Source organism: Marinomonas mediterranea MMB-1 (assembly GCF_000192865.1).
In the GTDB taxonomy this organism is placed as follows: domain Bacteria; phylum Pseudomonadota; class Gammaproteobacteria; order Pseudomonadales; family Marinomonadaceae; genus Marinomonas; species Marinomonas mediterranea.
The window spans coordinates 712,150-733,051 of record NC_015276.1 but is presented as its reverse complement, the minus strand read 5'-3'; the positions used below and the strand labels follow the sequence as shown (position 1 = coordinate 733,051).

Genomic DNA, 20,902 nt, shown 5'->3' with positions numbered 1-20,902 from the left:
ATGCCTCTGTCAATTTAAAGTAAACAAATCGTAAAAACTGAAGCAAATGTATATCTCAAATAACAATAACGCAATTCATTATCATTAGTATTTCTTTACGAATTGTATCTGACCAAAAAGACAGCAGATATTTGCGGGCGTAACCCTAAGCTTTTGTACTCAATCCTGCCGCATGGGCAACGAGTTTCTTTTTCAAAAAGGAAGAGTTTTGACACAGCGACATTCCCATATTTCGAAGTTGAACAATAGCAGGCTGATTTGTGGAGAAAACGCGTTTAAAGGTTTCCATCGACGCAGACATAGCAATGTTATCGAGCATCCGCGCTCTTTGATAACGTCTTAGCGTTTTCAGCCTACCAAGGGCCTCTCCTCGCTTATGAGCATTTGCAAGCACCTTAACAAGCTCACCAGTATCAGCAAAACCTAAGTTGGCCCCTTGGCCAGCCAATGGATGGATCGTATGAGCCGCATCACCGATCAACGCAATCCCAGATTTAACATATTGCTTAGCATGGCGCTGTCGCAATGGGATTGCGACACGCGAAACGGTTAAATCTAGTGCTGTAAACTTGTGATTTATTGCGTAGGTGAGCCTGTTACAGAACGCACTGACGTCGAGCGCCATAAGAGAATCCGCTTCTTGTGGGGAAACAGACCAAACAATGGAAATGTAATGCCGCCCATCGACACTCGGCAACGGCAGAAACGCTAAGATCCCCTCTTCACCAAACGCTTGCCAAGCGGTATCTTCATGTGGCGCATCAATCTCGACCGTGGTGACAATTGCATGGTGACCGTAGTCCCACTCAACGGTATCAAACGCACTCTGCTGTCTCAATTGTGATAACGCACCGTCTGCAGCAATGATAAGCTGAGCGTCCAACTGCATCGCAGAATCAAGCTCGACATTCACACCGTCTTCACTGCATTGGTATTGTGCAATCGTGTCGTTAAAATACGTGTCGATTTCACGGGTTTCACTCACTTTGGACATCAGTCCTTCGCAGAGCACCGCATTTTCAACCAAGTGCCCAAGCTCACTCAGCCCATTAGCATAGCTTTCAAAGTCAACGGCACCACAGCCTAATCCATCCCATACTTTCATATTGCGATAAGGGGCAAGACGACTTCGATCCAGCTTTTGCCATACACCCGCCTCTTTGAACAAGCTCTGAGAATACTGCGAAATAGCGCTTACCCGAGCATCGTAAGCAGGAGGAATCGACAATGGATACGCGCCATGGCTTTTGTCAATTAACGCCACAGACATCCCTTTGTTCGCCAATAGAATACCCGTGAGGCTTCCGACCATTCCAGCACCCACAACAATGACATCGTATTTTTTAGCCATTACTTCATTTCCTGCTTACGTATTAGATTTCACACTGCTCTATGACCAATGCACACTTCTAAGCTCAACGATTAAAAGAGCGACTAACTCGCCATCAATGCTTCAATTTCGTCAATTTCTTTTGCAAGCCCATGAGTCAAAACATAGGGCCCTGACTGTTTAATCAACACGTCATCCTCGATCCGAATGCCAATACCGCGCCATTGTTTTGCGACATTATCATTGTCCTTGGACACGTACAGTCCGGGTTCAATGGTCAACACCATCCCTTCTTCTAGCAAACGAGGCTCACCGTTTATTTTGTATCGCCCACAATCGTGTACATCTAGGCCCAACCAATGCCCCGTATTATGCATGTAGAACTCGCGGTACGCGTTGCTTTCGATCAACTCGTCAACGGATCCAGACAACAATCCGAGTTCCACCAGCCCTTCTGTAAGCGTCAAAACCGCTGCTTTATGGAATGCATCATAAGGGTTATTTACCTGCAACTCTTTTAGTCCAGAATGATAGGCATCAAGCACTAGTTGATACAATTTCGCTTGTGGCTCGGAGAACTTACCATTTGCAGGAAAAGTACGAGTAATATCTGAGGCGTAACAGCCCAGTTCGCAACCGGCGTCAATTAAGACTAAATCGCCATCCTCTATGCGCTCATCATTCTTAATGTAATGAAGAACACACGCATTTGCGCCTGACGCTACTATGTTGCTGTAGGCAGGATTACGTGAGCCATTCTTCATAAAGATGTAATTCAGTTCTGCTTCAAGTTCGCCCTCAAGCATGCCTGGCGTCACCGTCTTCATAGCCTGAATGTGCGCTTTAACGCTTATTTGAGCCGCGGCCTCCATAATTTCAACTTCCTCATTGTCTTTACGCAAGCGAAGCTCTTCAACAAATAATGACGCATCAATCACGTTAGTGGGTGCAATCGCTCCCATCCTTGCTCGACCTCGAAGGTCATCCACCCATGCATACGCTTGATCACGCAAGAACTCATCGGCAAATAGAATTGCGATGTTGCTTGCGCCATTTAATTTAAGCGCAACATAATCGTCCAATTCGTCCAATTCGATGGCGTGGTCAACACCAAATAAATCAATCGAACCTTGAACACCGTATCGGAAACCGTCCCATTGCTCTTTTTCAGGGTCTTTTGGCAACGTCGCCAAGGTTGACTCGCCAGCAGAGTCGATAATCAGATACGCTTCAGGCTCAGGAAAACCGCTTAAATAGAAGAAGCTCGAGTGAGGACGAAACTCATAATCGCAGTCGTTATTTCGCGTGCACAAGCTGCCAGTCCGAACAATCAGCACTGTTCCTTCGGGTAACGATGACATGAGCGCTTGTCGACGAGCTTTGTATGTTCCTTTCGATATATTCATTCCGACCTCAATATTCAAATGGCAACTAAGCCAAGTAAGTTATACGTAGTATCTGGGGATTTAGTGCAGTGGGTTAGATTTTGTGTGATCCGCATCAGGGTTCACCTCATGATGCTCGGAGTACAACATCATCGCGGACAGCCTAACGTACTCAATCAACTCCGTTAAATCCGCTTCATTGTCGTTGTTGTCTTCCAAATCTTTCATTTCAGATTGCATCGCAGAAATATTGGCAAAATCCTGAAGGACTTGCTTGGTATCATCCGAAAGGTTGTCTTTCTTTCCAGATAACCCGTAGCCAGCAAGAAAACCATGAGCCCATTGTGACAAGGTCATACCTCTTACGCTCAACTCTGAATCATCATCCGCAATACTTGGTTCAAGCGCGTATTCACCGTTTTGCAGCAAGGTTAACGTTGCGTTGTATAGTTCGACTATCGCCGCTCGACTGTCTGCTTCCTTCCAAGATTCAATGTCGCAGAACTCTACAACCATTGCTAACCAATGCTCTAACGACAAAGAAACACCTGAGGCAAGATAGCCACATAACTGACCGTGTAGCTCTGCTGGTGAAGCAGAAATAGATTCGGTTACAAACACGTCTGCGATGGAGTCAAAATCCAATGCGTCTTTTAGCACTTCTGTTGGCGTTGCCATTATCAAAACCTTTTTTAATGCGTCTACGTTTTATAATTAGGACTGATTATTAAATTTCCAGACTCGTAACGTTTCAGGCTGTTAACTTTTAAGAATGTTAACTTTTAAGAATGTTAAATCCTAAGATACGTTACAACATAGTCTCTAATATACAATGCAAGAAGCCGCGCGTCTGCGCGGCTTCTATGAGGAAGCTAAAAATAAATCCTAAGGCTTAAGCCTGTAAAACAGGATTAACCTAGTTGCTTCAAACCTGACTCAAGTGTTTGTAGAATCAGAGTATTAATGGTCATTGGACCAACACCACCTGGAACGGGAGTATACGCAGAAACACGATCAACCAACGGCGCAAGCTCGATATCGCCAACACCACCAGGATGGTAGCCGGCGTCTACAACAACAGCACCGTCTTTAATCCATTCCGCTTTGATAAACTCTGGTTTACCAACCGCTCCAACAATCACATCCGCTTGTTTAACAAACTCAGCAAGGTTTTGCGTGCGAGAATGACAGATCGTCACGGTAGCATTACCGTTCAGCATCATCATTGACATTGGCTTGCCAAGAATAGGACTACGGCCCACAACAACGGCATGCTTACCCGTTAAATCAATATCATAAGCTTCTAAAAGACGCATTATGCCAGCTGGTGTTGCCGCACCGTATGCTGGTTCTTGCATCGCCATACGGCCGAAACCAAGACAAGTAACGCCATCAACGTCTTTGTGTGCTGCAATGGCATCAAAACAAACGCGTTCGTCGATTTGAGCTGGTACTGGGTGCTGAAGCAATATACCGTGTACATCTGAGTTTTCATTCAGCTCATTGATTTTTGCTAACAACTCGTCTGTTGTAGTGGTATCCGGTAACTCAATTGCCAGAGAATCCATACCGACACGACGACACGCATTACCTTTCATTTTTACATAGGTTGCAGAAGCTGGATCAGCTCCTACCAATATGGTTGCCAGAATCGGGGTGCCACCTGTACGCTCTTTTAGTTCTGCAACTTGCGTTTTCAGGCGATCTTCGGTTTCTTTGGCACATTGCTTGCCATCAAGAACCAATGCTGTCATTTATTACTCCGCGAATACTAATTTGTGGTGGTGTTTGAGGGAGCGCCATTATAACGTATATCTGACGCTTTTGGGCATTTTAGCCTGTGTGTTTTCAACTTGGCTCGATGTGATCAACCATTAGCTGTAAATTCCTCTGCCCTCTAAACTCATTTATATCCAGCTTAAAGACAAGGCGTGCTGTGTCATGCTCACTTGGCCACGTTTTTAAGTCCGCAAAAAAGTGAATTGCATCGAGTAATATCCCAGAGCGAGGTTCCTTCACAGTGAGTTTTAAGTGCTTTTCGCCCACAATTCTCTGCTGAATTAATTCGAACACACCATCAAAACAAGGCTCTGGAAACGCTTGCCCCCAAGGGCCTAACAACCTAACTTGCTCGGCAAACCCTAGACTAAAATCTTCACTCGCTAACTCACCGTCCGTGTATATGACAGCCTCTAGCTGCTCTGGAGTCACCCATTCGGTAATAATCTCGTCAAAAGCACGCGTAAAGGCATCGTAGTCCGATTCCTTTATTGACATGCCAGCGGCCATCGCATGCCCACCAAATTTGCTTAACAAGTTGGGGTGACGCTTTGCTAATAAGTCTAACGCATCTCGAATATGAACACCGGGGATAGAACGCGCAGAACCTTTCAACATGCCGTCATCGGCCTGAGCAAAAGCAATCACAGGGCGATAGCACTTCTCTTTCATACGCGATGCCAGAATACCAATCACGCCCTGATGCCAGCTCTCTTCGTAGAAGCACAGCCCATTTGGCAGATCTTCGTTTAAAGTGAGCTTATCCAGCTCTCGTTCAGCTTGCTGCTTCATTTCACTTTCGATCGTTTTACGCTCACGATTTAATTGATCGAGTTGCTGCGCATATTCTCTGGCAACATGTGAATGAGTAGCAAGCAAACACTCAATACCAATCGACATATCGTCTAGACGACCTGCTGCATTGAGCCGTGGGCCAACAACAAAGCCTAAATCAGACGCTTTTAAACGAGCGATGTCTCGCCCGCCCAACTCAATTAAAGCCAAAATACCTGGACGCGCGTGACCACTTTGAATTCGCTGAATACCTTGTTGAACCAAAATTCGGTTATTGGCATCTAATGGAACAACGTCTGCCACTGTTCCCAGAGCGACCAAGTCTAAGTAATCCGCCATTTTGGGTGGTCGAATATGTTGCTCTTCAAACCATCGCCTAGCAGTAAGCTCAGCACGTAACGCACTCATCACATAAAAAATCACCCCAACACCTGCAAGCGACTTACTTTCAAATTCGCATTCGGGATGGTTAGGATTAACGATCGCATCAGCGTCTGGTAGGGCATCTCCCGGAAGGTGATGGTCTGTTACAATGACTTGCATACCTGCTGCTTTAGCCGCCAACACCCCATCAATGCTCGCAATACCGTTGTCTACTGTAACCAAAACATCTGGCTTGGACTCACAGGCAACCGCGACAATTTCAGGCGTTAGACCATACCCATACTCGAAGCGGTTCGGCACAAGATATTCTGGCTCAATCGCCCCCATCGCCTCCATTGCAAGAATGCCCAAGGTGGTCGATGTTGCGCCATCCGCATCAAAGTCGCCAACGATTAAAATCTTCTTTCCGTGCTCAATGGCGTCCGCTAAGATTTTCGCTGCTTTTTGAATATCAAAAAAACGCTTAGGGTGAAGTAGGTGAGGCAGTCGATAATCAATCTCTTCAGCACTGGTAACGCCCCGACAAGACAGAACACGCTGCAAAGTAAAAGGTAAGTTCGGTGACAATTGAACGGTCTGTTGATCAGGGAGCTTTCGAGGTTTTATATGCATCTGTGGGTTCTAAATTTCGAATCGTAAATACCCCATTCTAGCACGTCTTCGATTGTTGAACGAAAGCAGCTCAACTAAAGTAACGAGAGCAGCACGGCTTTTTAAATAAAGTGGTGTTGCTAAAAATAGCTCGGGGTTCGACTTATTGCTCGGATTCCGAGCTTCCTTTTATCGAATTGCCCACCTCTAAATCAACCGCTGTAACATAACGGTTTCGACCTTCTTTTTTAGCCATATACAAAGCAGCATCCGCCTGTGAAATTGAGTCGTGGATTTTGTCCTCTACTCCAAGCTGGCTAATTCCAATACTCATCGTCGCTTTTAATTCGTGTCCCTTAAAGGAAACGGACAACTTCGCGACATCGGAACACACTCTTCGAGCCCAATGTTTCGCTTCCTCTAGACTACTGGTGGACAGTAAGACTAAAAACTCTTCTCCACCCCACCTTGCGGCAATGCCTTCAGAAGAGACCGTTGACGTAATAACCTGCGCCACTTTTGCAAGATATAGATCCCCTGCCTCATGGCCATAATTATCATTAATTTGTTTAAAGTGATCGATGTCCATCAACAGAATATGACGTCGTCTGCTTACTGGCGTTTCCAGCTTTTCATACATGCCATATCGGTTTAATAATTTAGTCAGCTCGTCGGTGATGGCTTTCTTTTCTAAATGATTGCTCGACTCTCTTAATATGCCGTTGTAGTGAGACATACTGTATTCATAAATAGTCGATAAAAATACAACGACTAAAAAGGAATACATTACGCGACTTGCAAATATCTCGTCATAGTTATGACCGCCATGCAAATCATCTGCGTAAAACAGAATCGCACACAATAAAATAGAAAAAATGAAAAGCTCTTTTAGCCCTCTTTTGAGGCCTTGAAGAAAAAGTGCAACAGCAGGAACACAAAATGCCCAAACATGCCCAGTACCCTCAACACCGCCAGTATAAGCGAGATACAGCATTAAGGTATAAAGAGGATAAATAACCAGTTGTCCACCAAACCGATAGTTTGAGGTCCAGCGAATAAACAACATAGCGACAAAATAGAGACACGTTATTGTGAGAAGAAAAAAGGAAAGTAACCAGTCACCCTTAATTAACGCAATGACTCCTAGCAAACCCGTAAAAAAAATCCCTACCAGGCAAAACAAGTTTGTTACCAGTATGCGACGGGCACTGTCATTTAGTAAGTTCGTGTCAGCTCCAGCATAAATAAGCCGTCGGAACTTCTTCTGGAACGAGCTAAAAATCATACTTTCCTTACTATCGAATTGAATCAAGAGCATTCAAATTTAGTAGATAAACACTCATTAAAAATAGTATTTATACCGTAGAAGTATATTATCCTTTCGTTCATTTCTGTAAGCGAACGATATAAGCCTTTCAAACAATTAGGGCGCCATAAGGCTCTTTATGCTGGATACAAACGCGAGAGTAAAACAGGCACAGCGGTTTCAACTCTTAAAATTCGTTCCCCTAAATGTACGGTTTCCATACCCGCTTCTTGCCACTTACCTACTTCATATTCGCTCCACCCGCCTTCTGGACCAATCGCCAGAATCGAGGAAGCATCGCCAAGATCAATTGGGCAAGCACGTGCATTATAAGGATGAGCAATCAGCCCCAAGACATCTTTGCTCAACAGGCTCGGTAAAACATCTTCTACGAAAGGTTTAAAGCGAGGGCAAAAGGTGAGTTCTGGCATCACTGTATCCCTAGCTTGCTCTAGGCCTTCTAATAGGATGGCGTTAATGTTCTCACGCTTTAGAACCGGGCTTTGCCAATAACTTTTCTCGACCTTTGAAGAATGAATTAGATAAATTCGCTTAACGCCCATGGCCGTTACATTCATCAAAGTACGTTTGAGCATATTAGGTCTGGGTAAGGCTAAAACCAATGTAAGAGGGAGAGCCGCTGGAGGAAGACTCTCTGAGCGGTCAATATTAACGAAGCCAGACGCATCAAATACGGCCTCTCCAATATCCCCGTTCAAAAGGCCAACCCGAACTCTATCCCCACTGTTTTTTTGTAAAACTTGAGAGATGTGTTTCAACTGAGCGTCCGTCAACTTAAAACAATCTGACGTTTGCTGTTGCTCTGGTTGTAATAGAATTAAGTTCATATATAAAAAAAGGAGCCAAAAGCTCCTTTATCAATTTCCCTAATAACGAATGAAAGAAAAGCGTGCAACAAAGCACGCTCACAATCACTTTTAATTAAATGCGGTCTGCAACAAACTGTTGAACATCTGCAATGGAATTATCCAAAACATCATAAGACTCTTCTCGCTCAAACAAGTCTTTCATATGTTCAGGTAAACTTGGCGATTCACACCCTGCTTTTTCCACCGCTTCTGGAAATTTAACCGGATGCGCCGTTGCCAATGTAATCATAGGGACAGATTTGTCTTTCCAGCATTTACGAGCCGCTTCAAGACCGATCGCAGTATGAGGATCTAGAAGATACTGAGTTTCTGAGAAGACGTTTGCAATAACATCACAAGTGCCTTCATCATCGACTTTATAGCTGTCAAAGTTATCTTTCACAAACTGCCACGCTGAATCATCCAGCGTTACATCACCTTGATTAAAGCGCTGCATTAAATCATTAATTTTATCGCCATCACGACCATGCGCATCAAACAACAAACGCTCGAAGTTACTCGATACCATGATGTCCATACTTGGCGATAAAGTGACATTTAATGACTGACGACTCATATCATTTTCAGCAATCGTACGATGCAAAATATCATTCTGGTTTGTTGCAACAACCAGCTGATCAATCGGCAAACCCATCTGCTTAGCTAAGTAACCAGCAAAGATATCGCCAAAATTACCAGTGGGTACAGAGAACGACACTTTACGATGTGGTGCTCCAACCGACAAAGCAGAAGAGAAGTAGTAAACGATTTGAGCCATAATACGCGCCCAGTTGATCGAGTTTACTGCGCCAAGTTTCGCGCCCTTAAGAAACGACTGATCTGCAAAACTTGTTTTAACCATCCCCTGACAATCGTCAAAGTTACCTTTTACAGCAATATTGAAAACGTTATCGTCGATGATGGTTGTCATTTGGCGACGCTGAACTTCAGATACGCGCTGATACGGGTGTAATATGAAAATATCTAAATGTTCGGAGTGACGGCACCCTTCAATCGCAGCAGACCCAGTATCACCAGACGTCGCGCCCATAATTACCAGCTTTTCGCCACGCTTTTCCAAAACAAAGTCCATTAATCGACCAAGTAACTGAAGCGCAAAGTCTTTAAAGGCAAGCGTTGGTCCACGGAACAACTCTAACACCCACTCGTTGTTACCCGTTTGCACCATTGGTGCGATGGAAGTGTGGTTAAAGCTAGAATAAGCCTCGTCAATCATACGCTTAAAGTCGTCGGCTGGTATTTCACCTTCAACAAAAGGCCACATGATTTTAAAAGCCAATTCTTGGTAACTTAGAGACGCCCAAGACGCAATTTCTTCTTTTGTATAGCTAGGAAGCGTTTCTGGAATGTAAAGACCGCCATCATTAGCAAGTCCAGCAAGGAGAACATCTCCAAAACTCAGTGCAGGAGCTTGTCCGCGAGTAGAAATATATTTCATTACTTTATCTTCTCAATCAAATATCGGCGTTAGGCCAAATGTTCAACACGAATTCGTTGTATTTTTCCAGCAACATCCGGTAATTCTTCAATCGCAGTAATCGCCGCATTCATATTTTGTTCTTTGACTGTGTGAGTCATCACAACAAGTGGAACCAAATCGCCACCGTTACGTTCTCTTTGAATAACAGATTCGATACTGATTCCGTTTTCAGACAAGATCTGTGTGATATTAGCAAGAACACCAGCACGATCCTGAATTCGCATATTTAGAAAGAAACCACTCTCGATTTCTTCAACTGGCAGGATAGTCGTCGTCGCTAGCGAGCCTTCCTGAAAAGCCAAATGTGGAACGCGATTGGTTGGGTCTGCTGTAAGCGTACGTGCAACATCAACAACATCGGCAATAACAGAAGATCCCGTAGGCAATGCGCCAGCTCCTGCGCCATACGTCAATGTAGGACCAACAGCATCGCCTTTAACCATTACAGCATTCATCACACCGTTTACGTTAGCAAGTAGCTGCTTATATGAAATCAATGTTGGATGAACACGCAACTCAATCCCATTTTGAGTACGTCGAGCAATCCCTAGGTGTTTGATTGCATAGCCCAATTCATGCGCAAAAGAAACGTCTTCCGATGTAATTTGGCTAATACCTTCAGTGTATGTTTTCTCAAACTGAAGCGGTATACCGAAAGCAATTGACGCTAATATAGTTAACTTATGGGCCGCATCGATGCCTTCAACATCAAATGTTGGATCTGCTTCTGCGTATCCGAGTTCTTGCGCCTCAGCCAACACGTCTGAGAAATCACGACCTTTTTCAGACATTTCGGTCATGATGAAGTTGCCTGTACCATTTATGATACCGGCCAACCATTCAATTTTGTTTGCTGAAAGTCCTTCGCGAATCGATTTAATGATTGGAATGCCACCTGCAACTGCAGCTTCAAATGCAACCATAACGCCTTTTTCTTCGGCGCGAGCAAAAATTTCATTACCGTGCTCAGCAATAAGGGCTTTGTTTGCTGTAACAACGTGCTTACCATTTTCAATTGCGGTTAATACAAGCTCTTTTGCAATGCTTGTGCCCCCGATCAATTCCAATACAATATCGATCTCAGGGTTGTTAACAACGTCAAAAATGTCTCTGGTAATGTTAATGCCGGTTAGATCGCACTCTGGATTATCTCGACGAGCGCCCACTTGCTCGACCACAATGCTACGCCCTACGCGTCGTGTAATCTCTTCTGCATTATTAAGAAGAATGTTCACACTTCCAGAACCTACGGTTCCAAGCCCACATATTCCGACTTTTACCGGTTTCAAAACAGTACCCCACACCTGACGGTTGATTGAATGACGACATTGGATAGAACTTCCAAGCACTGACGTCGACTGGCCGAATTTTGTATTTTATTTGGCCTAAGAGACACGATTATAGCGCTTGTCTTAACTAAACCCAATGCGGAAAAGCGCTTAAATGAAGCTATATGAATATTTCTAATTCAGGAAGGAGAATTATAGAAGTTGCTGAGTGCTGTAATCAAAAACGACACTCAACAACTTAAAGTAGATTAGAGGCCTAGTTCAGCAGCCAGTCTGTTGGCTTCGATGTAGCCTGGCATAAATTTACCATTACTCAAAACAATACTTGGTGTACCACGAACGCCAACCGAATTACCTAAATTAAACTGATCCGCGACAGGGTTTTCACATTTGTTTTGAGGCACTTCCTCGCCTTGTTTCGCTTGTGTCATCCAATATTTAGGATTATCTGAACACCATATACTCACCATTGTGTTATAAGCTGGCGAACCTATTCCAGCACGAGGGTAAGCCATGTAACGCACGGTAATACCCAAGTCATTCAGCTGATCGACCTCTCTATGAAGCATACGGCAATAGCCACAATCAACATCCGTAAAGACGGTGATATGTGCCTTTTCATCCTTCGCTTTGAAAACGATCATTTGATCTTCTGGCATCGCTTCAACTTTCGCCATTTTGGCGTTTTCCGTTTCATTTACCAACCCAGAATCTTCCACTCGGTATAAGTCACCTAAAACAAAGTACTTACCGTCTTTCGTCACATGCAATGTTGGGCCGTTCTCTATGGAAACGACATATAATCCAGCTGAACTGTGCTCAGAGATTGAGCCGATTTTCGCGCCTGGAATGGCTTTTTGTAGTGCTTTTTCTATCTCTTCCTGACCTGCGAAAGCAGATTGAGCTAATAATGTCAGAGAGAGTGTCAGCAGACCAAATATGTAACGAATCTTCATTTCTTGTTCCTAGTTTCGAATAAGCTTTTGCTATTAGGCCACAATATATTAATCAAGTTCCACGATAAACCAAAGAAAACCTATCTTGGGTACATATTTATTGAACACCGGGACTTAAAGAGCATCACGAGTCAATAAAATGAGAGCCATAAAGCATCACAGCAGAGCATAAAAAGCAGACAATAAAAAAGGCGACCTGAGGTCGCCTTTTTTATACCTTGCACTTCTCGAAAAAGAAAAGTGTAAGAAAAGAACTTAGCGCTTAGCCAACTTCTCTTTGATACGTGCAGATTTACCTGAACGATCACGTAGGTAGTAGATCTTAGCTTGACGTACGTCACCGCGACGTTTCACTTCGATGCTGTCTACTAGAGGGCTGAATGTCTGGAACGCACGCTCAACACCTACACCACTAGAAATTTTACGAACAGTGAATGCAGAGTTAAGACCACGGTTGCGTTTCGCGATTACAACACCTTCAAAAGCCTGTAGACGCTCACGAGAACCTTCTTTAACTTTTACTTGAACAATAACAGTGTCACCCGCGCCGAACGCTGGGATCTCTTTTGTCATTTGTTCTGCTTCTAGCTGTTGAATCAGCTTAGTTTTATTGCTCATGGATTTGACTCCTAACAAATTGGTTTCCTATCAGTACGAAGGTTAACGATCCGATAGGCTCATGAATCTTACTCTGCCGAGGTTGGAGCTTCAGTTTCACGAATAAACTCTTCTAATAACTTCTGCTGTTCCTTGTCCAACTCGAGGTTCTGCAGAAGGTCTGGCCGACGTTGCCAAGTTCTTGCGAGCTTTTGCTTTAAACGCCAGCGTCTTATCTCCTCATGGTTTCCGCTAAGTAGTACCGGCGGTACAGGTTCACCGTCTAATACTTCAGGTCGAGTATAATGTGGGCAATCCAACAATCCATCAGCAAATGAATCTTCATCTGCAGACGCTTGTTTACCCAACACCCCAGGCACCATTCGAAAGACAGAGTCCATCAGTACCATTGCGGGTAACTCACCACCACTTAGCACAAAGTCGCCAATCGACCATTCTTCATCAATCTGAGATTGAATCAGACGCTCATCAACGCCTTCATAACGACCTGCTACCAGAATTATTTCTGCTTCTTTAGCAAGCTGTTGCACACCTTCCTGTGTCAGTGTACGCCCTTGAGGGGACAAAAAAATTACTTTTGCATTAGGTGCCTTTTGCTTCGCACACGCTATTGCATCTTCGAGAGGCTGAACTTTCATCAGCATCCCAGGACCACCGCCGTAAGGTCGATCATCTACCGTTCGGTGTTTATCGTGAGTAAAATCTCGCGGATTATAAAAATCCACATTGATTAATCCAGATTTAATGGCTCTGCCCGTTACTCCAAAATGAGTAATGGCTTGAAACATTTCTGGAAACAGAGAAATCACTCCGAACTTCACTTAAAACGCCTCTACCTTAGTTTTAAACAATCAGGGTTTAAACTATCGAGTTTTAACTCAAATCTAAAACTCAGGATCCCAATCTACGACCATTGCTTTACTCTCTAGATTTACATCTAAAATATAAGTCTCTGGCACATAGGGAATTAAGCGCTCTTCGCGATCATAGCTACCTTCACAAGCACGAACTACGACAACGTCGTTAGCACCCGTTTCCATTAGCTGTGACACCTTACCTAAGAGAACACCCTCTTTAGTTGTCACTGTTAGACCTTCGAGTTGACTCCAGTAAAAATCACCGTCATCTAATTCAGGAAGATCTTTCACATCGATATATATATCTTGACCACAAATTTCACGAACAATATCGCGATCCGCATAGCCTTTAATCGATGCAACCAAACCACGACCTTGAGTACGACCTTGGTTCAGCTCAATACGCTTCCAACCCGTTGAGGTTTTCAGCCACCAATGCGAGTAATCAAAGATTCCTGTCATTGGCTCGGTGTGTGAATAAAGCTTCACCCACCCTTTAACACCATATACCGATGTAATGCGTCCTACTACAAGCGCTTGCTCAGGAGCGGTCGCCTGTTTCAATGCAGACATAGCACTACCTCAAATATTAAGCGTTTTTGTCAGCTTCTTTAACAAGCTGAGCAACACGGTCAGAAAGCTGCGCGCCTTGGCCTACCCAGTGATTAACACGGTCTAGGTCAACACGTAGACGTTCTTCTTGACCACGAGCGATTGGGTTAAAGAAACCTACACGCTCAATGTAACGACCATCACGAGCACGACGACTGTCAGCCACGTTCAAGTGATAGAATGGGCGCTTTTTAGAGCCACCACGAGAAAGACGAATAGTTACCATATTATTGGTTCCTTATTGCTTAACAAAACCCTTCTTGCCACCCGTTATTGGGCACCTAGTACAAGAAGGCGGCATATTCTAGTCGATTTGACTAAAAAACAAAAGGGCGAATCATCGCCCTTTTGAATAATTTTGCTAGTTTTTTAACCAGCAATACAAATAATACGCTGTAATTTTAATTTAACATTAAAACTTAGGGGGAAAACCGCCACCAGGGAAGTTACCACCTCCGCCCGGCAAACCACCAGGCATCATGCCACCTAACCCACGCATCATTTTCTTCATTCCGCCTTTAGAACCCATTTTCTTCATCATTTTCTGCATTTGTTTATGCTGTTTTAACAAACGATTTAAGTCTTGGATCTGAAGGCCGGCGCCCGTAGAAATACGTTTTTTACGAGAACCATTGATTTTATCAGGGAAGCGACGCTCAGCAGGTGTCATAGAATTAATAAGTGCTTCCATTTGAACAAACATCTTATCGTTCACTTTATCCTGAATGTCACCCAGCTGTCCCATTCCCGGAAGCTTGTCTAACATAGAGGTCATCCCCCCCATGTTCTTCATCTGCTGAAGCTGTTCTTTAAAGTCTTCTAGGTCAAACCCTTTGCCTTTTTGCAGTTTGCCTGCAAGCTTCTCAGCCTTTTCTTTATCGATTTTCTGCTCAGCCTGCTCGATAAGAGAAAGCATATCCCCCATACCCAAAATACGAGATGCTAATCGATCAGGGTGGAAAGGCTCTAAGGCATCCGTTTTTTCACCAACACCTAAAAACTTAATAGGCTTACCAGTGATATGACGCACAGACAAGGCAGCACCGCCACGGGCATCACCATCCGTTTTAGTCAGTATCACACCCGTTAGTGGCAGAACGTCGCCAAATGCTTTGGCAGTATTCGCAGCATCTTGACCCGTCATGGAGTCAACGACAAATAACGTTTCTACAGGATTAATCGCACCATGAAGCGCTTTAATCTCCGCCATCATGTCTTCATCAATGGCCAAACGACCTGCCGTATCGACGATCAAAACATCTTTATGGGCTTTTCTAGCCACATCAATAGCATTGTTCGCGATATCGATCGGTTTTTGCGAGATGTCACTTGGAATAAAATCAACACCGACATCCGATGCTAACGTTTCCAACTGCTTTATAGCGGCTGGACGATATACGTCCGCACTGACGACCGCGACCGATTTCTTTTGGCGCTCTTTCAAAAACTTCGCAAGTTTACCGGCCGATGTTGTTTTACCTGCACCCTGAAGACCTGCTAGCAAAATAACGGCAGGAGGCGTCGCACGTAAGTTTAATTCATCATTCGCCTGCCCCATAACCGCTTCAAGCTCTTGCTTGACGATTTTCAGGAATACTTGCCCTGGACTAAGACTCTTAGTTACTTCCGTACCGACAGCGCGCTCTTTTACGGCTGCAATAAAGTCTTTAACGACCGGTAATGCCACATCGGCTTCAAGCAATGCCATACGCACTTCACGCAAGACATCCTTGATATTGTCTTCTGTCAATTTGGCGCGGCCACGGATTTTATCCAGTGACGACGTCAAGCGATTCGATAAATTGTCGAACATGGAGCCCTCAAAATTTTGCTTTAATTGGAAAAAACCTACGTTCACGGTTTAACCAAGGTTAAATTGACCTTATTATAGCGAATAATTAACAAGGGAAGCTACGAATAACTCCTTCGTCGTTCAGTTGGATACCTTCCTACTTCCTTTTCATAACGAAATATTTAACTGCGGACTGGTTAATTTCATGACCCAACTGACCCTTTGGCTTGCGTGCATTACTTCTATCGTTGCTGGAGGAACGTACTTCAAACGCCCCGGCGCTCAAATGACCCAACTTTTTGGGTCACTCGCAATTGGCATCCACATGCTGGCTCTCGTGCAATTGCTTCGCAGTCAAGATGGCTTTAACTTCCTGACCATTGGTCTATTGATTGCCCTGATCGGCAACACCTTCCTATGGTTCAGCAATCGCAACAAGGACCTCTCTCTACTTTTATGCTTCGCTTACCCGTTGGCAGCTATTATTATTGCACTTAACGCAATAGAGCCTTGGAAGCTAGAACAACTCCACAGTCAGTCGTTTGGTACCTCTATTCATATTTTAATTGCATCGGTCGCTTATAGCTTGTTTATGGCGGCCTGCGGTGTTGGCATCCTTCTTTCCATACAAGAACACCAATTAAAACATCACAAGCTAAAACAACTGCTACGAGTCCCCCCGCTGCAAGTACTTGAACGCCTTATGTTTGAATTCCTATGGGCCGCCTTCATTTTGCTTACTGCGACGATCGCAACGGGGTTCTATTTCATTGAAGATATGTTCGCCCAACATTTAGCCCACAAGACCTTTTTTACCATCAGCTCTTGGCTCGTATTTGCAAGCTTATTGGTAGGCAGACATTTCCTTGGATGGCGCGGTCAACTGTCCGTGAAATGGACGCTAAGCGGCTTTATTTTACTCATGCTTGCCTACTTTGGCAGCAAGATCGCATTGCAAATTATTTCAATGTAATCAGCGCCTTTTCAGTACGTTAAAATGACGAGTCGCAAGCACTTGTAAATTGTCGTTTGACACGGACTTCTAATACGCTAATAATCCCACTATTATAATGAATGAGGCGATCCCTTTTTGAACGATGTCCCCTTAGGTATTCTCGGTGGAATACTGTTCTTTTTAATCCTTTTCTCTGGTTTCTTTTCCAGCTCAGAAACAAGCATGCTTTCGATCAATAAATATCGACTTAAGCATCTTGTTAAAAATGGCCACCGATCCGCGTCTAAAGCCTCTAAACTCTTAGAACGCCCAGACCGCTTAATTGGCGTCATTCTAATTGGCAATAACTTTGTCAACATTCTGGCATCCGCGATCGCGACCATTATTGCGGTAAGAATCTGGGGCGATGCTGGGGTTGCGATTGCGACCGCTGCGCTGACGTTTATTATTCTGATCTTTGCTGAAGTCACACCAAAGACCATTGCAACCATTCACCCTGAAAAAATTGCCTTCCCGGCTTCTTGGGCTCTGACCGTTTTACTTAAAACGCTTTATCCACTGGTTGTTATTGTTAACACACTGTCAAATGGCTTAATAAGGCTACTGGGCATAAAACCCGCAAACAGCGAACAAAACACGCTTAACTCGGAAGAGTTACGCACCATCGTAAACGAGGCCAGCGGCCTTATTCCTGCCGCTCACCAAGAGATGCTCATTTCAATTCTCGACCTAGAAAAAGTCTCGGTAGATGACATCATGGTTCCACGTAACGAGGTCGTCGGCATCGACATAGAAGATTCGATCGAAGAAATCATCGAGCAAATATGTCAAAGCCGCCACACGCGTATGCCTGTTTATAATGGCGAAATTAACAAAGTTATCGGCGTGCTTCACGCGCGTAACGCCGCTCTGTTTTTACGCGAAGAAAACCCAACAAAAGCCGCTTTATTAAAAGCCACACTTCCACCTTACTTTATTCCTGAAAGCACACCTCTTAACACCGTATTGTTGAACTTCCAAAAAGACCACCAGCAAATGGGGATCGTGGTTGACGAATATGGTGACGTACAAGGCATTGCAGCGCTCGAAGACGTATTAGAAGAAATTGTCGGCGAATTCACCCCTCCAACACAAGATGAGGAAGAAGAGATTCAGTCCTTAGAAGACGGGGCTTTTAGAATAGACGGCTCAACACATATTCGAGACATTAATAAGACATTGGAATGGCACCTACCGACAGATGGTCCAAAGACATTGAACGGTCTTATTATTGAAACATTGGAATTTATACCAGAACGCCCAACAAGTTTGTGGGTGGACAACTACTTGATCGAAATCCAAGAAATAGAAGACAAAGTAGTAAAGTATGCCAAGCTACACTTGAGGCGCTGACCCTCAATTTAAGAGGTTACAAAGAATGAGATATTGCCCAAAATGTGGACATCAGGTTTCTATGGAGATCCCTGAAGGCGACAACCGCCAACGCGCTGTCTGCCCTCAATGCCATCATATAGACTATGACAACCCGAGACTCATCACGGGCACGATTCCCTTGTTCGATGGAAAAATCTTACTCTGTAAACGCAACATAGAGCCTCGAATAGGCTATTGGACTCTGCCTGCTGGTTTTATGGAAAACCAAGAAACCACCAGCGAAGGCGCACTCCGAGAGACAGTCGAAGAATGCGGCTCTAATGCAATATGCAAGCAAGCATTCAGCATGATCAGCATCCCCAAGATCAACCAAATACACCTTTTCTATATTGCTGAGTTGCCTCAACCCGACTTCCATGCAACCGAGGAAAGCTCCGAAGTCGCGCTGTTCGCCTTAGATGACATCCCTTGGGAGGATTTAGCATTTAGCAGCGTTGAGATGACATTAAGGTTATTTATTGAAGACCATAGCAAAGGCTCCTACGGTTTCCATGAAGACACCATTCGTATCAATAGTATTCCAAGGTAAGAACACTGGACTAAGAGACTCTAGGCTGAGACAACTTAGACTGAGATAACCTAGACTTAATTAGCTTAAAGCAAATAACGCTCAGAATGAGTCGTCTAAGTCTCTATTGAAATCAAATGGTAGGCAACCTCTTCATAAGGATGAGCGGATTTCAACGCGGTAACAACCTGCACTTTTAACTCAGACTTAAGAACCATCTCAACACGATATTCATCGACAGATTCAACATCACCGCCCGCCTCTCCGATAAACGGAGTCGCGTTTGCAGTTGGTTTAAACTGCCCTTGACCTAACGTTTGCCAGCAACACTTTTCATAATCGCCAATTTGACCACCACCCACTGCAAAAACAGCGTCTTTAACCACTTCTAAGTGCGTTTCAGGCACATAAAAAACAAGTGAATACATTTTTATCACCTTCTAATCACCTTCCATTTAATTCAATTCTGTCATTTTTATTAGTACAAAAAAGTAAGTCGTGATGTTCGAACAATCATCTCAAAGCAATGCGATTTGTTCTTGTGTTTCAGGCAGGTTAACCTGCTTAAAAGGCAAAGCACTGTTCGCAACAAGCTTATCATCAAGCCAAGACGCCAATGTGGGCGCGGCAATATTATCGGAAGAGTGCACAAACACGGTTGGTTTTAGACCTCTTTCAAGCCAGCTTTTAAGTTTTGCCGCCCATTGATCTAGCCAAACGTGATTGCGCTCTAAATCAGGATGCCCAATAAACCGGACCACTGGCGACTGAGCGGTAGCGACTGCATGACAGGGCACCCTAGGCTTCTTCCGCTGCGCGTCTTTTAAGCTCTCACTGTATGCCTCGGTCGAGAACACAGGCCGCGAATCCATCACGACTTTATCCACACTTTGATTTGACAAATATCGCAAGAACTCGGACTCAACCTCGCCTTTATCGAAGTAATGTAAATGGCGAACTTCTATACTCAGCGGAGCGAGAAGCTCCCAGGACTCAATCAATGCCAAGATCTCAGGTAACGAAGATGCATCCAATTGTTGCGGAAATTGAACCATGGTCGGCCCAAGCTTTTTATCCAATGAAGCAAGTTTCATTTGAAATCGCTTCCAGTCAGTAAGACGTTCCTGAAAAGGGCGTTCAACAATCTGATGAGTAACGGTTTGAGGCGCTTTAAAACAGAAACGAAAGTCATCATTGACCTGATCGTACCAACGCTTTAATTGATTTTCCTCAATGTCGGTATAGAACGTACTACCCACCTCAACACTTTGGAAAACCTTAGAATACTCTCTTAATCGCTCAGCACTGGGTACAGATGAAGAATAGAGCCAATTAACCCACGCAGAGTGCTGCCATTGCGCCATACCATAACGAAGGTAGGGCTGCCCGTCATGAATTGTCATAACGCTCGGTATTCAACAGAGTCGATGTAATATAGTTTTTCGCCTTCCGCCCTGCGAATAGTGACTTCATCACCCTCTTCCTTTTTCAGTAGAGCCTTTGCAACAGGCGAATCGATACTGATGTAATCTGAATGGTGGTCAAGTTCATCTGGACCGACTATTCGAAACGTTTCCAGCTTTCCATCCTCATGCTCTAGTGTTACCCAAGCACCGAAAAAAATTCTAGAAACATCATTCGGAGCTCTATCTACAACCGTACAATGGTCGAGACGCTTTTCCAAATAACGAACCCGACGATCTATCTCCCTCAACTGCTTCTTACCGTATATGTATTCGGCATTTTCAGAACGATCACCCTGTTTAGCGGCATCACTTACTGTTTGCGTTACGGCAGGGCGCTTCTCTTTCCATAAATACTTCAGCTCCGCCAGCAATTTATCGGCACCTTCTTTCGTCAAGTAAGCGGATTTTTTAGGTGCGGGGGGACGATATCGACTCATAATGCGTTTTCTAATAACTCCCAAATTCCATAAAGCAT

21 protein-coding genes are annotated in these 20,902 nt (G+C 44.3%); 3 read left to right on the top strand and 18 right to left on the bottom strand.

What is annotated here, in order from left to right; all coding sequences use genetic code 11:
* Positions 1 to 145: 145 nt before the first annotated feature.
* The 15 genes from MARME_RS03515 to ffh all read right to left on the bottom strand — a co-directional run bounded on the left by MARME_RS03515 (position 146) and on the right by ffh (position 16,085).
* Positions 146 to 1,351 (bottom strand): UbiH/UbiF/VisC/COQ6 family ubiquinone biosynthesis hydroxylase, encoded by a 1,206-nt coding sequence (locus MARME_RS03515; protein ID WP_013659887.1) that lies wholly within the window; start codon positions 1,349 to 1,351, stop codon positions 146 to 148.
* An 83-nt stretch (positions 1,352 to 1,434) separates the two neighbouring features.
* Positions 1,435 to 2,736 carry an aminopeptidase P N-terminal domain-containing protein gene (locus MARME_RS03510; protein ID WP_013659886.1) on the bottom strand — a complete coding sequence of 434 codons (1,302 nt, stop codon included), beginning with the start codon at positions 2,734 to 2,736 and terminating at the stop codon, positions 1,435 to 1,437.
* 60 nt (positions 2,737 to 2,796) lie between these two features.
* Positions 2,797 to 3,393 carry a UPF0149 family protein gene (locus MARME_RS03505; RefSeq protein ID WP_013659885.1) on the bottom strand — a complete coding sequence of 199 codons (597 nt, stop codon included), beginning with the start codon at positions 3,391 to 3,393 and terminating at the stop codon, positions 2,797 to 2,799.
* Between the two features lie 233 nt (positions 3,394 to 3,626).
* The gene (gene folD, locus MARME_RS03500; protein ID WP_013659884.1) at positions 3,627 to 4,469 is read right to left on the bottom strand and encodes a bifunctional methylenetetrahydrofolate dehydrogenase/methenyltetrahydrofolate cyclohydrolase FolD; all 843 of its coding nucleotides are present in this window, start codon (positions 4,467 to 4,469) and stop codon (positions 3,627 to 3,629) included.
* 94 nt (positions 4,470 to 4,563) lie between these two features.
* Positions 4,564 to 6,285 (bottom strand): single-stranded-DNA-specific exonuclease RecJ, encoded by a 1,722-nt coding sequence (recJ, locus tag MARME_RS03495; RefSeq protein WP_013659883.1) that lies wholly within the window; start codon positions 6,283 to 6,285, stop codon positions 4,564 to 4,566.
* A 142-nt stretch (positions 6,286 to 6,427) separates the two neighbouring features.
* On the bottom strand, positions 6,428 to 7,549 hold the full coding sequence (locus MARME_RS03490) for a GGDEF domain-containing protein (protein ID WP_013659882.1): 1,122 nt from the start codon (positions 7,547 to 7,549) through the stop codon (positions 6,428 to 6,430).
* A 158-nt stretch (positions 7,550 to 7,707) separates the two neighbouring features.
* Positions 7,708 to 8,418, bottom strand: coding sequence for a 16S rRNA (uracil(1498)-N(3))-methyltransferase (locus MARME_RS03485; protein ID WP_013659881.1), 711 nt, complete (start codon positions 8,416 to 8,418; stop codon positions 7,708 to 7,710).
* Positions 8,419 to 8,512: 94 nt separating this feature from the next.
* The gene (gene thrC, locus MARME_RS03480) at positions 8,513 to 9,898 is read right to left on the bottom strand and encodes a threonine synthase (protein ID WP_013659880.1); all 1,386 of its coding nucleotides are present in this window, start codon (positions 9,896 to 9,898) and stop codon (positions 8,513 to 8,515) included.
* Between the two features lie 29 nt (positions 9,899 to 9,927).
* On the bottom strand, positions 9,928 to 11,229 hold the full coding sequence (locus tag MARME_RS03475) for a homoserine dehydrogenase (protein WP_041647747.1): 1,302 nt from the start codon (positions 11,227 to 11,229) through the stop codon (positions 9,928 to 9,930).
* Between the two features lie 248 nt (positions 11,230 to 11,477).
* On the bottom strand, positions 11,478 to 12,185 hold the full coding sequence (locus MARME_RS03470; protein ID WP_013659878.1) for a thioredoxin fold domain-containing protein: 708 nt from the start codon (positions 12,183 to 12,185) through the stop codon (positions 11,478 to 11,480).
* 255 nt (positions 12,186 to 12,440) lie between these two features.
* The gene (gene rplS / locus MARME_RS03465) at positions 12,441 to 12,803 is read right to left on the bottom strand and encodes a 50S ribosomal protein L19 (RefSeq protein ID WP_013659877.1); all 363 of its coding nucleotides are present in this window, start codon (positions 12,801 to 12,803) and stop codon (positions 12,441 to 12,443) included.
* A 68-nt stretch (positions 12,804 to 12,871) separates the two neighbouring features.
* Positions 12,872 to 13,624, bottom strand: a complete 753-nt coding sequence (trmD, locus tag MARME_RS03460) for a tRNA (guanosine(37)-N1)-methyltransferase TrmD (RefSeq protein ID WP_013659876.1) — start codon at positions 13,622 to 13,624, stop codon at positions 12,872 to 12,874.
* Between the two features lie 63 nt (positions 13,625 to 13,687).
* Positions 13,688 to 14,233 carry a ribosome maturation factor RimM gene (rimM, locus tag MARME_RS03455; RefSeq protein ID WP_013659875.1) on the bottom strand — a complete coding sequence of 182 codons (546 nt, stop codon included), beginning with the start codon at positions 14,231 to 14,233 and terminating at the stop codon, positions 13,688 to 13,690.
* Positions 14,234 to 14,249: 16 nt separating this feature from the next.
* Complete coding sequence (gene rpsP, locus MARME_RS03450) at positions 14,250 to 14,498, bottom strand: 30S ribosomal protein S16 (RefSeq protein WP_013659874.1); 249 nt, start codon at positions 14,496 to 14,498, stop codon at positions 14,250 to 14,252.
* A 186-nt stretch (positions 14,499 to 14,684) separates the two neighbouring features.
* Positions 14,685 to 16,085 (bottom strand): signal recognition particle protein, encoded by a 1,401-nt coding sequence (gene ffh, locus MARME_RS03445; protein WP_013659873.1) that lies wholly within the window; start codon positions 16,083 to 16,085, stop codon positions 14,685 to 14,687.
* Positions 16,086 to 16,269: 184 nt separating this feature from the next.
* On the opposite strand from ffh, the gene MARME_RS03440 reads away from it, so the two are divergent.
* The 3 genes from MARME_RS03440 (at position 16,270) to MARME_RS03430 (ending at position 18,982) form a co-directional block, all read left to right on the top strand.
* Positions 16,270 to 17,037, top strand: a complete 768-nt coding sequence (locus MARME_RS03440; protein ID WP_013659872.1) for a cytochrome C assembly family protein — start codon at positions 16,270 to 16,272, stop codon at positions 17,035 to 17,037.
* A gap of 117 nt (positions 17,038 to 17,154) precedes the next feature.
* The gene (locus tag MARME_RS03435; protein ID WP_013659871.1) at positions 17,155 to 18,411 is read left to right on the top strand and encodes an HlyC/CorC family transporter; all 1,257 of its coding nucleotides are present in this window, start codon (positions 17,155 to 17,157) and stop codon (positions 18,409 to 18,411) included.
* Between the two features lie 25 nt (positions 18,412 to 18,436).
* Positions 18,437 to 18,982, top strand: coding sequence for an NUDIX hydrolase (locus MARME_RS03430; protein WP_013659870.1), 546 nt, complete (start codon positions 18,437 to 18,439; stop codon positions 18,980 to 18,982).
* A gap of 95 nt (positions 18,983 to 19,077) precedes the next feature.
* Here MARME_RS03430 and MARME_RS03425 read toward each other — a convergent pair whose 3' ends face one another.
* From MARME_RS03425 to greB, 3 genes are all read right to left on the bottom strand, one after another.
* Positions 19,078 to 19,389: an NIF3 1 gene (locus tag MARME_RS03425; RefSeq protein WP_013659869.1), complete on the bottom strand. Its 312-nt coding sequence runs from the start codon at positions 19,387 to 19,389 to the stop codon at positions 19,078 to 19,080.
* Between the two features lie 90 nt (positions 19,390 to 19,479).
* Complete coding sequence (locus tag MARME_RS03420; protein WP_013659868.1) at positions 19,480 to 20,364, bottom strand: DUF72 domain-containing protein; 885 nt, start codon at positions 20,362 to 20,364, stop codon at positions 19,480 to 19,482.
* The gene (greB, locus tag MARME_RS03415; protein ID WP_041647746.1) at positions 20,361 to 20,864 is read right to left on the bottom strand and encodes a transcription elongation factor GreB; all 504 of its coding nucleotides are present in this window, start codon (positions 20,862 to 20,864) and stop codon (positions 20,361 to 20,363) included. Before greB ends, MARME_RS03420 begins: the two co-directional genes overlap by 4 nt.
* Positions 20,865 to 20,902: the final 38 nt, after the last annotated feature.

Coding starts and splice junctions, on each gene's coding strand:
- MARME_RS03485 (WP_013659881.1), bottom strand. CDS start 8,418: ATGAACTTAATTCTATTACAACCAGAGCAACAGCAAACGTCAGATTGT.
- ffh (WP_013659873.1), bottom strand. CDS start 16,085: ATGTTCGACAATTTATCGAATCGCTTGACGTCGTCACTGGATAAAATC.
- MARME_RS03505 (WP_013659885.1), bottom strand. CDS start 3,393: ATGGCAACGCCAACAGAAGTGCTAAAAGACGCATTGGATTTTGACTCC.
- recJ (WP_013659883.1), bottom strand. CDS start 6,285: ATGCATATAAAACCTCGAAAGCTCCCTGATCAACAGACCGTTCAATTG.
- greB (WP_041647746.1), bottom strand. CDS start 20,864: ATGAGTCGATATCGTCCCCCCGCACCTAAAAAATCCGCTTACTTGACG.
- MARME_RS03515 (WP_013659887.1), bottom strand. CDS start 1,351: ATGGCTAAAAAATACGATGTCATTGTTGTGGGTGCTGGAATGGTCGGA.
- MARME_RS03420 (WP_013659868.1), bottom strand. CDS start 20,364: ATGACAATTCATGACGGGCAGCCCTACCTTCGTTATGGTATGGCGCAA.
- MARME_RS03510 (WP_013659886.1), bottom strand. CDS start 2,736: ATGAATATATCGAAAGGAACATACAAAGCTCGTCGACAAGCGCTCATG.
- rpsP (WP_013659874.1), bottom strand. CDS start 14,498: ATGGTAACTATTCGTCTTTCTCGTGGTGGCTCTAAAAAGCGCCCATTC.
- MARME_RS03490 (WP_013659882.1), bottom strand. CDS start 7,549: ATGATTTTTAGCTCGTTCCAGAAGAAGTTCCGACGGCTTATTTATGCT.
- MARME_RS03425 (WP_013659869.1), bottom strand. CDS start 19,389: ATGTATTCACTTGTTTTTTATGTGCCTGAAACGCACTTAGAAGTGGTT.
- folD (WP_013659884.1), bottom strand. CDS start 4,469: ATGACAGCATTGGTTCTTGATGGCAAGCAATGTGCCAAAGAAACCGAA.
- thrC (WP_013659880.1), bottom strand. CDS start 9,898: ATGAAATATATTTCTACTCGCGGACAAGCTCCTGCACTGAGTTTTGGA.
- MARME_RS03440 (WP_013659872.1), top strand. CDS start 16,270: ATGACCCAACTGACCCTTTGGCTTGCGTGCATTACTTCTATCGTTGCT.
- rplS (WP_013659877.1), bottom strand. CDS start 12,803: ATGAGCAATAAAACTAAGCTGATTCAACAGCTAGAAGCAGAACAAATG.
- rimM (WP_013659875.1), bottom strand. CDS start 14,233: ATGTCTGCATTGAAACAGGCGACCGCTCCTGAGCAAGCGCTTGTAGTA.
- MARME_RS03470 (WP_013659878.1), bottom strand. CDS start 12,185: ATGAAGATTCGTTACATATTTGGTCTGCTGACACTCTCTCTGACATTA.
- MARME_RS03430 (WP_013659870.1), top strand. CDS start 18,437: ATGAGATATTGCCCAAAATGTGGACATCAGGTTTCTATGGAGATCCCT.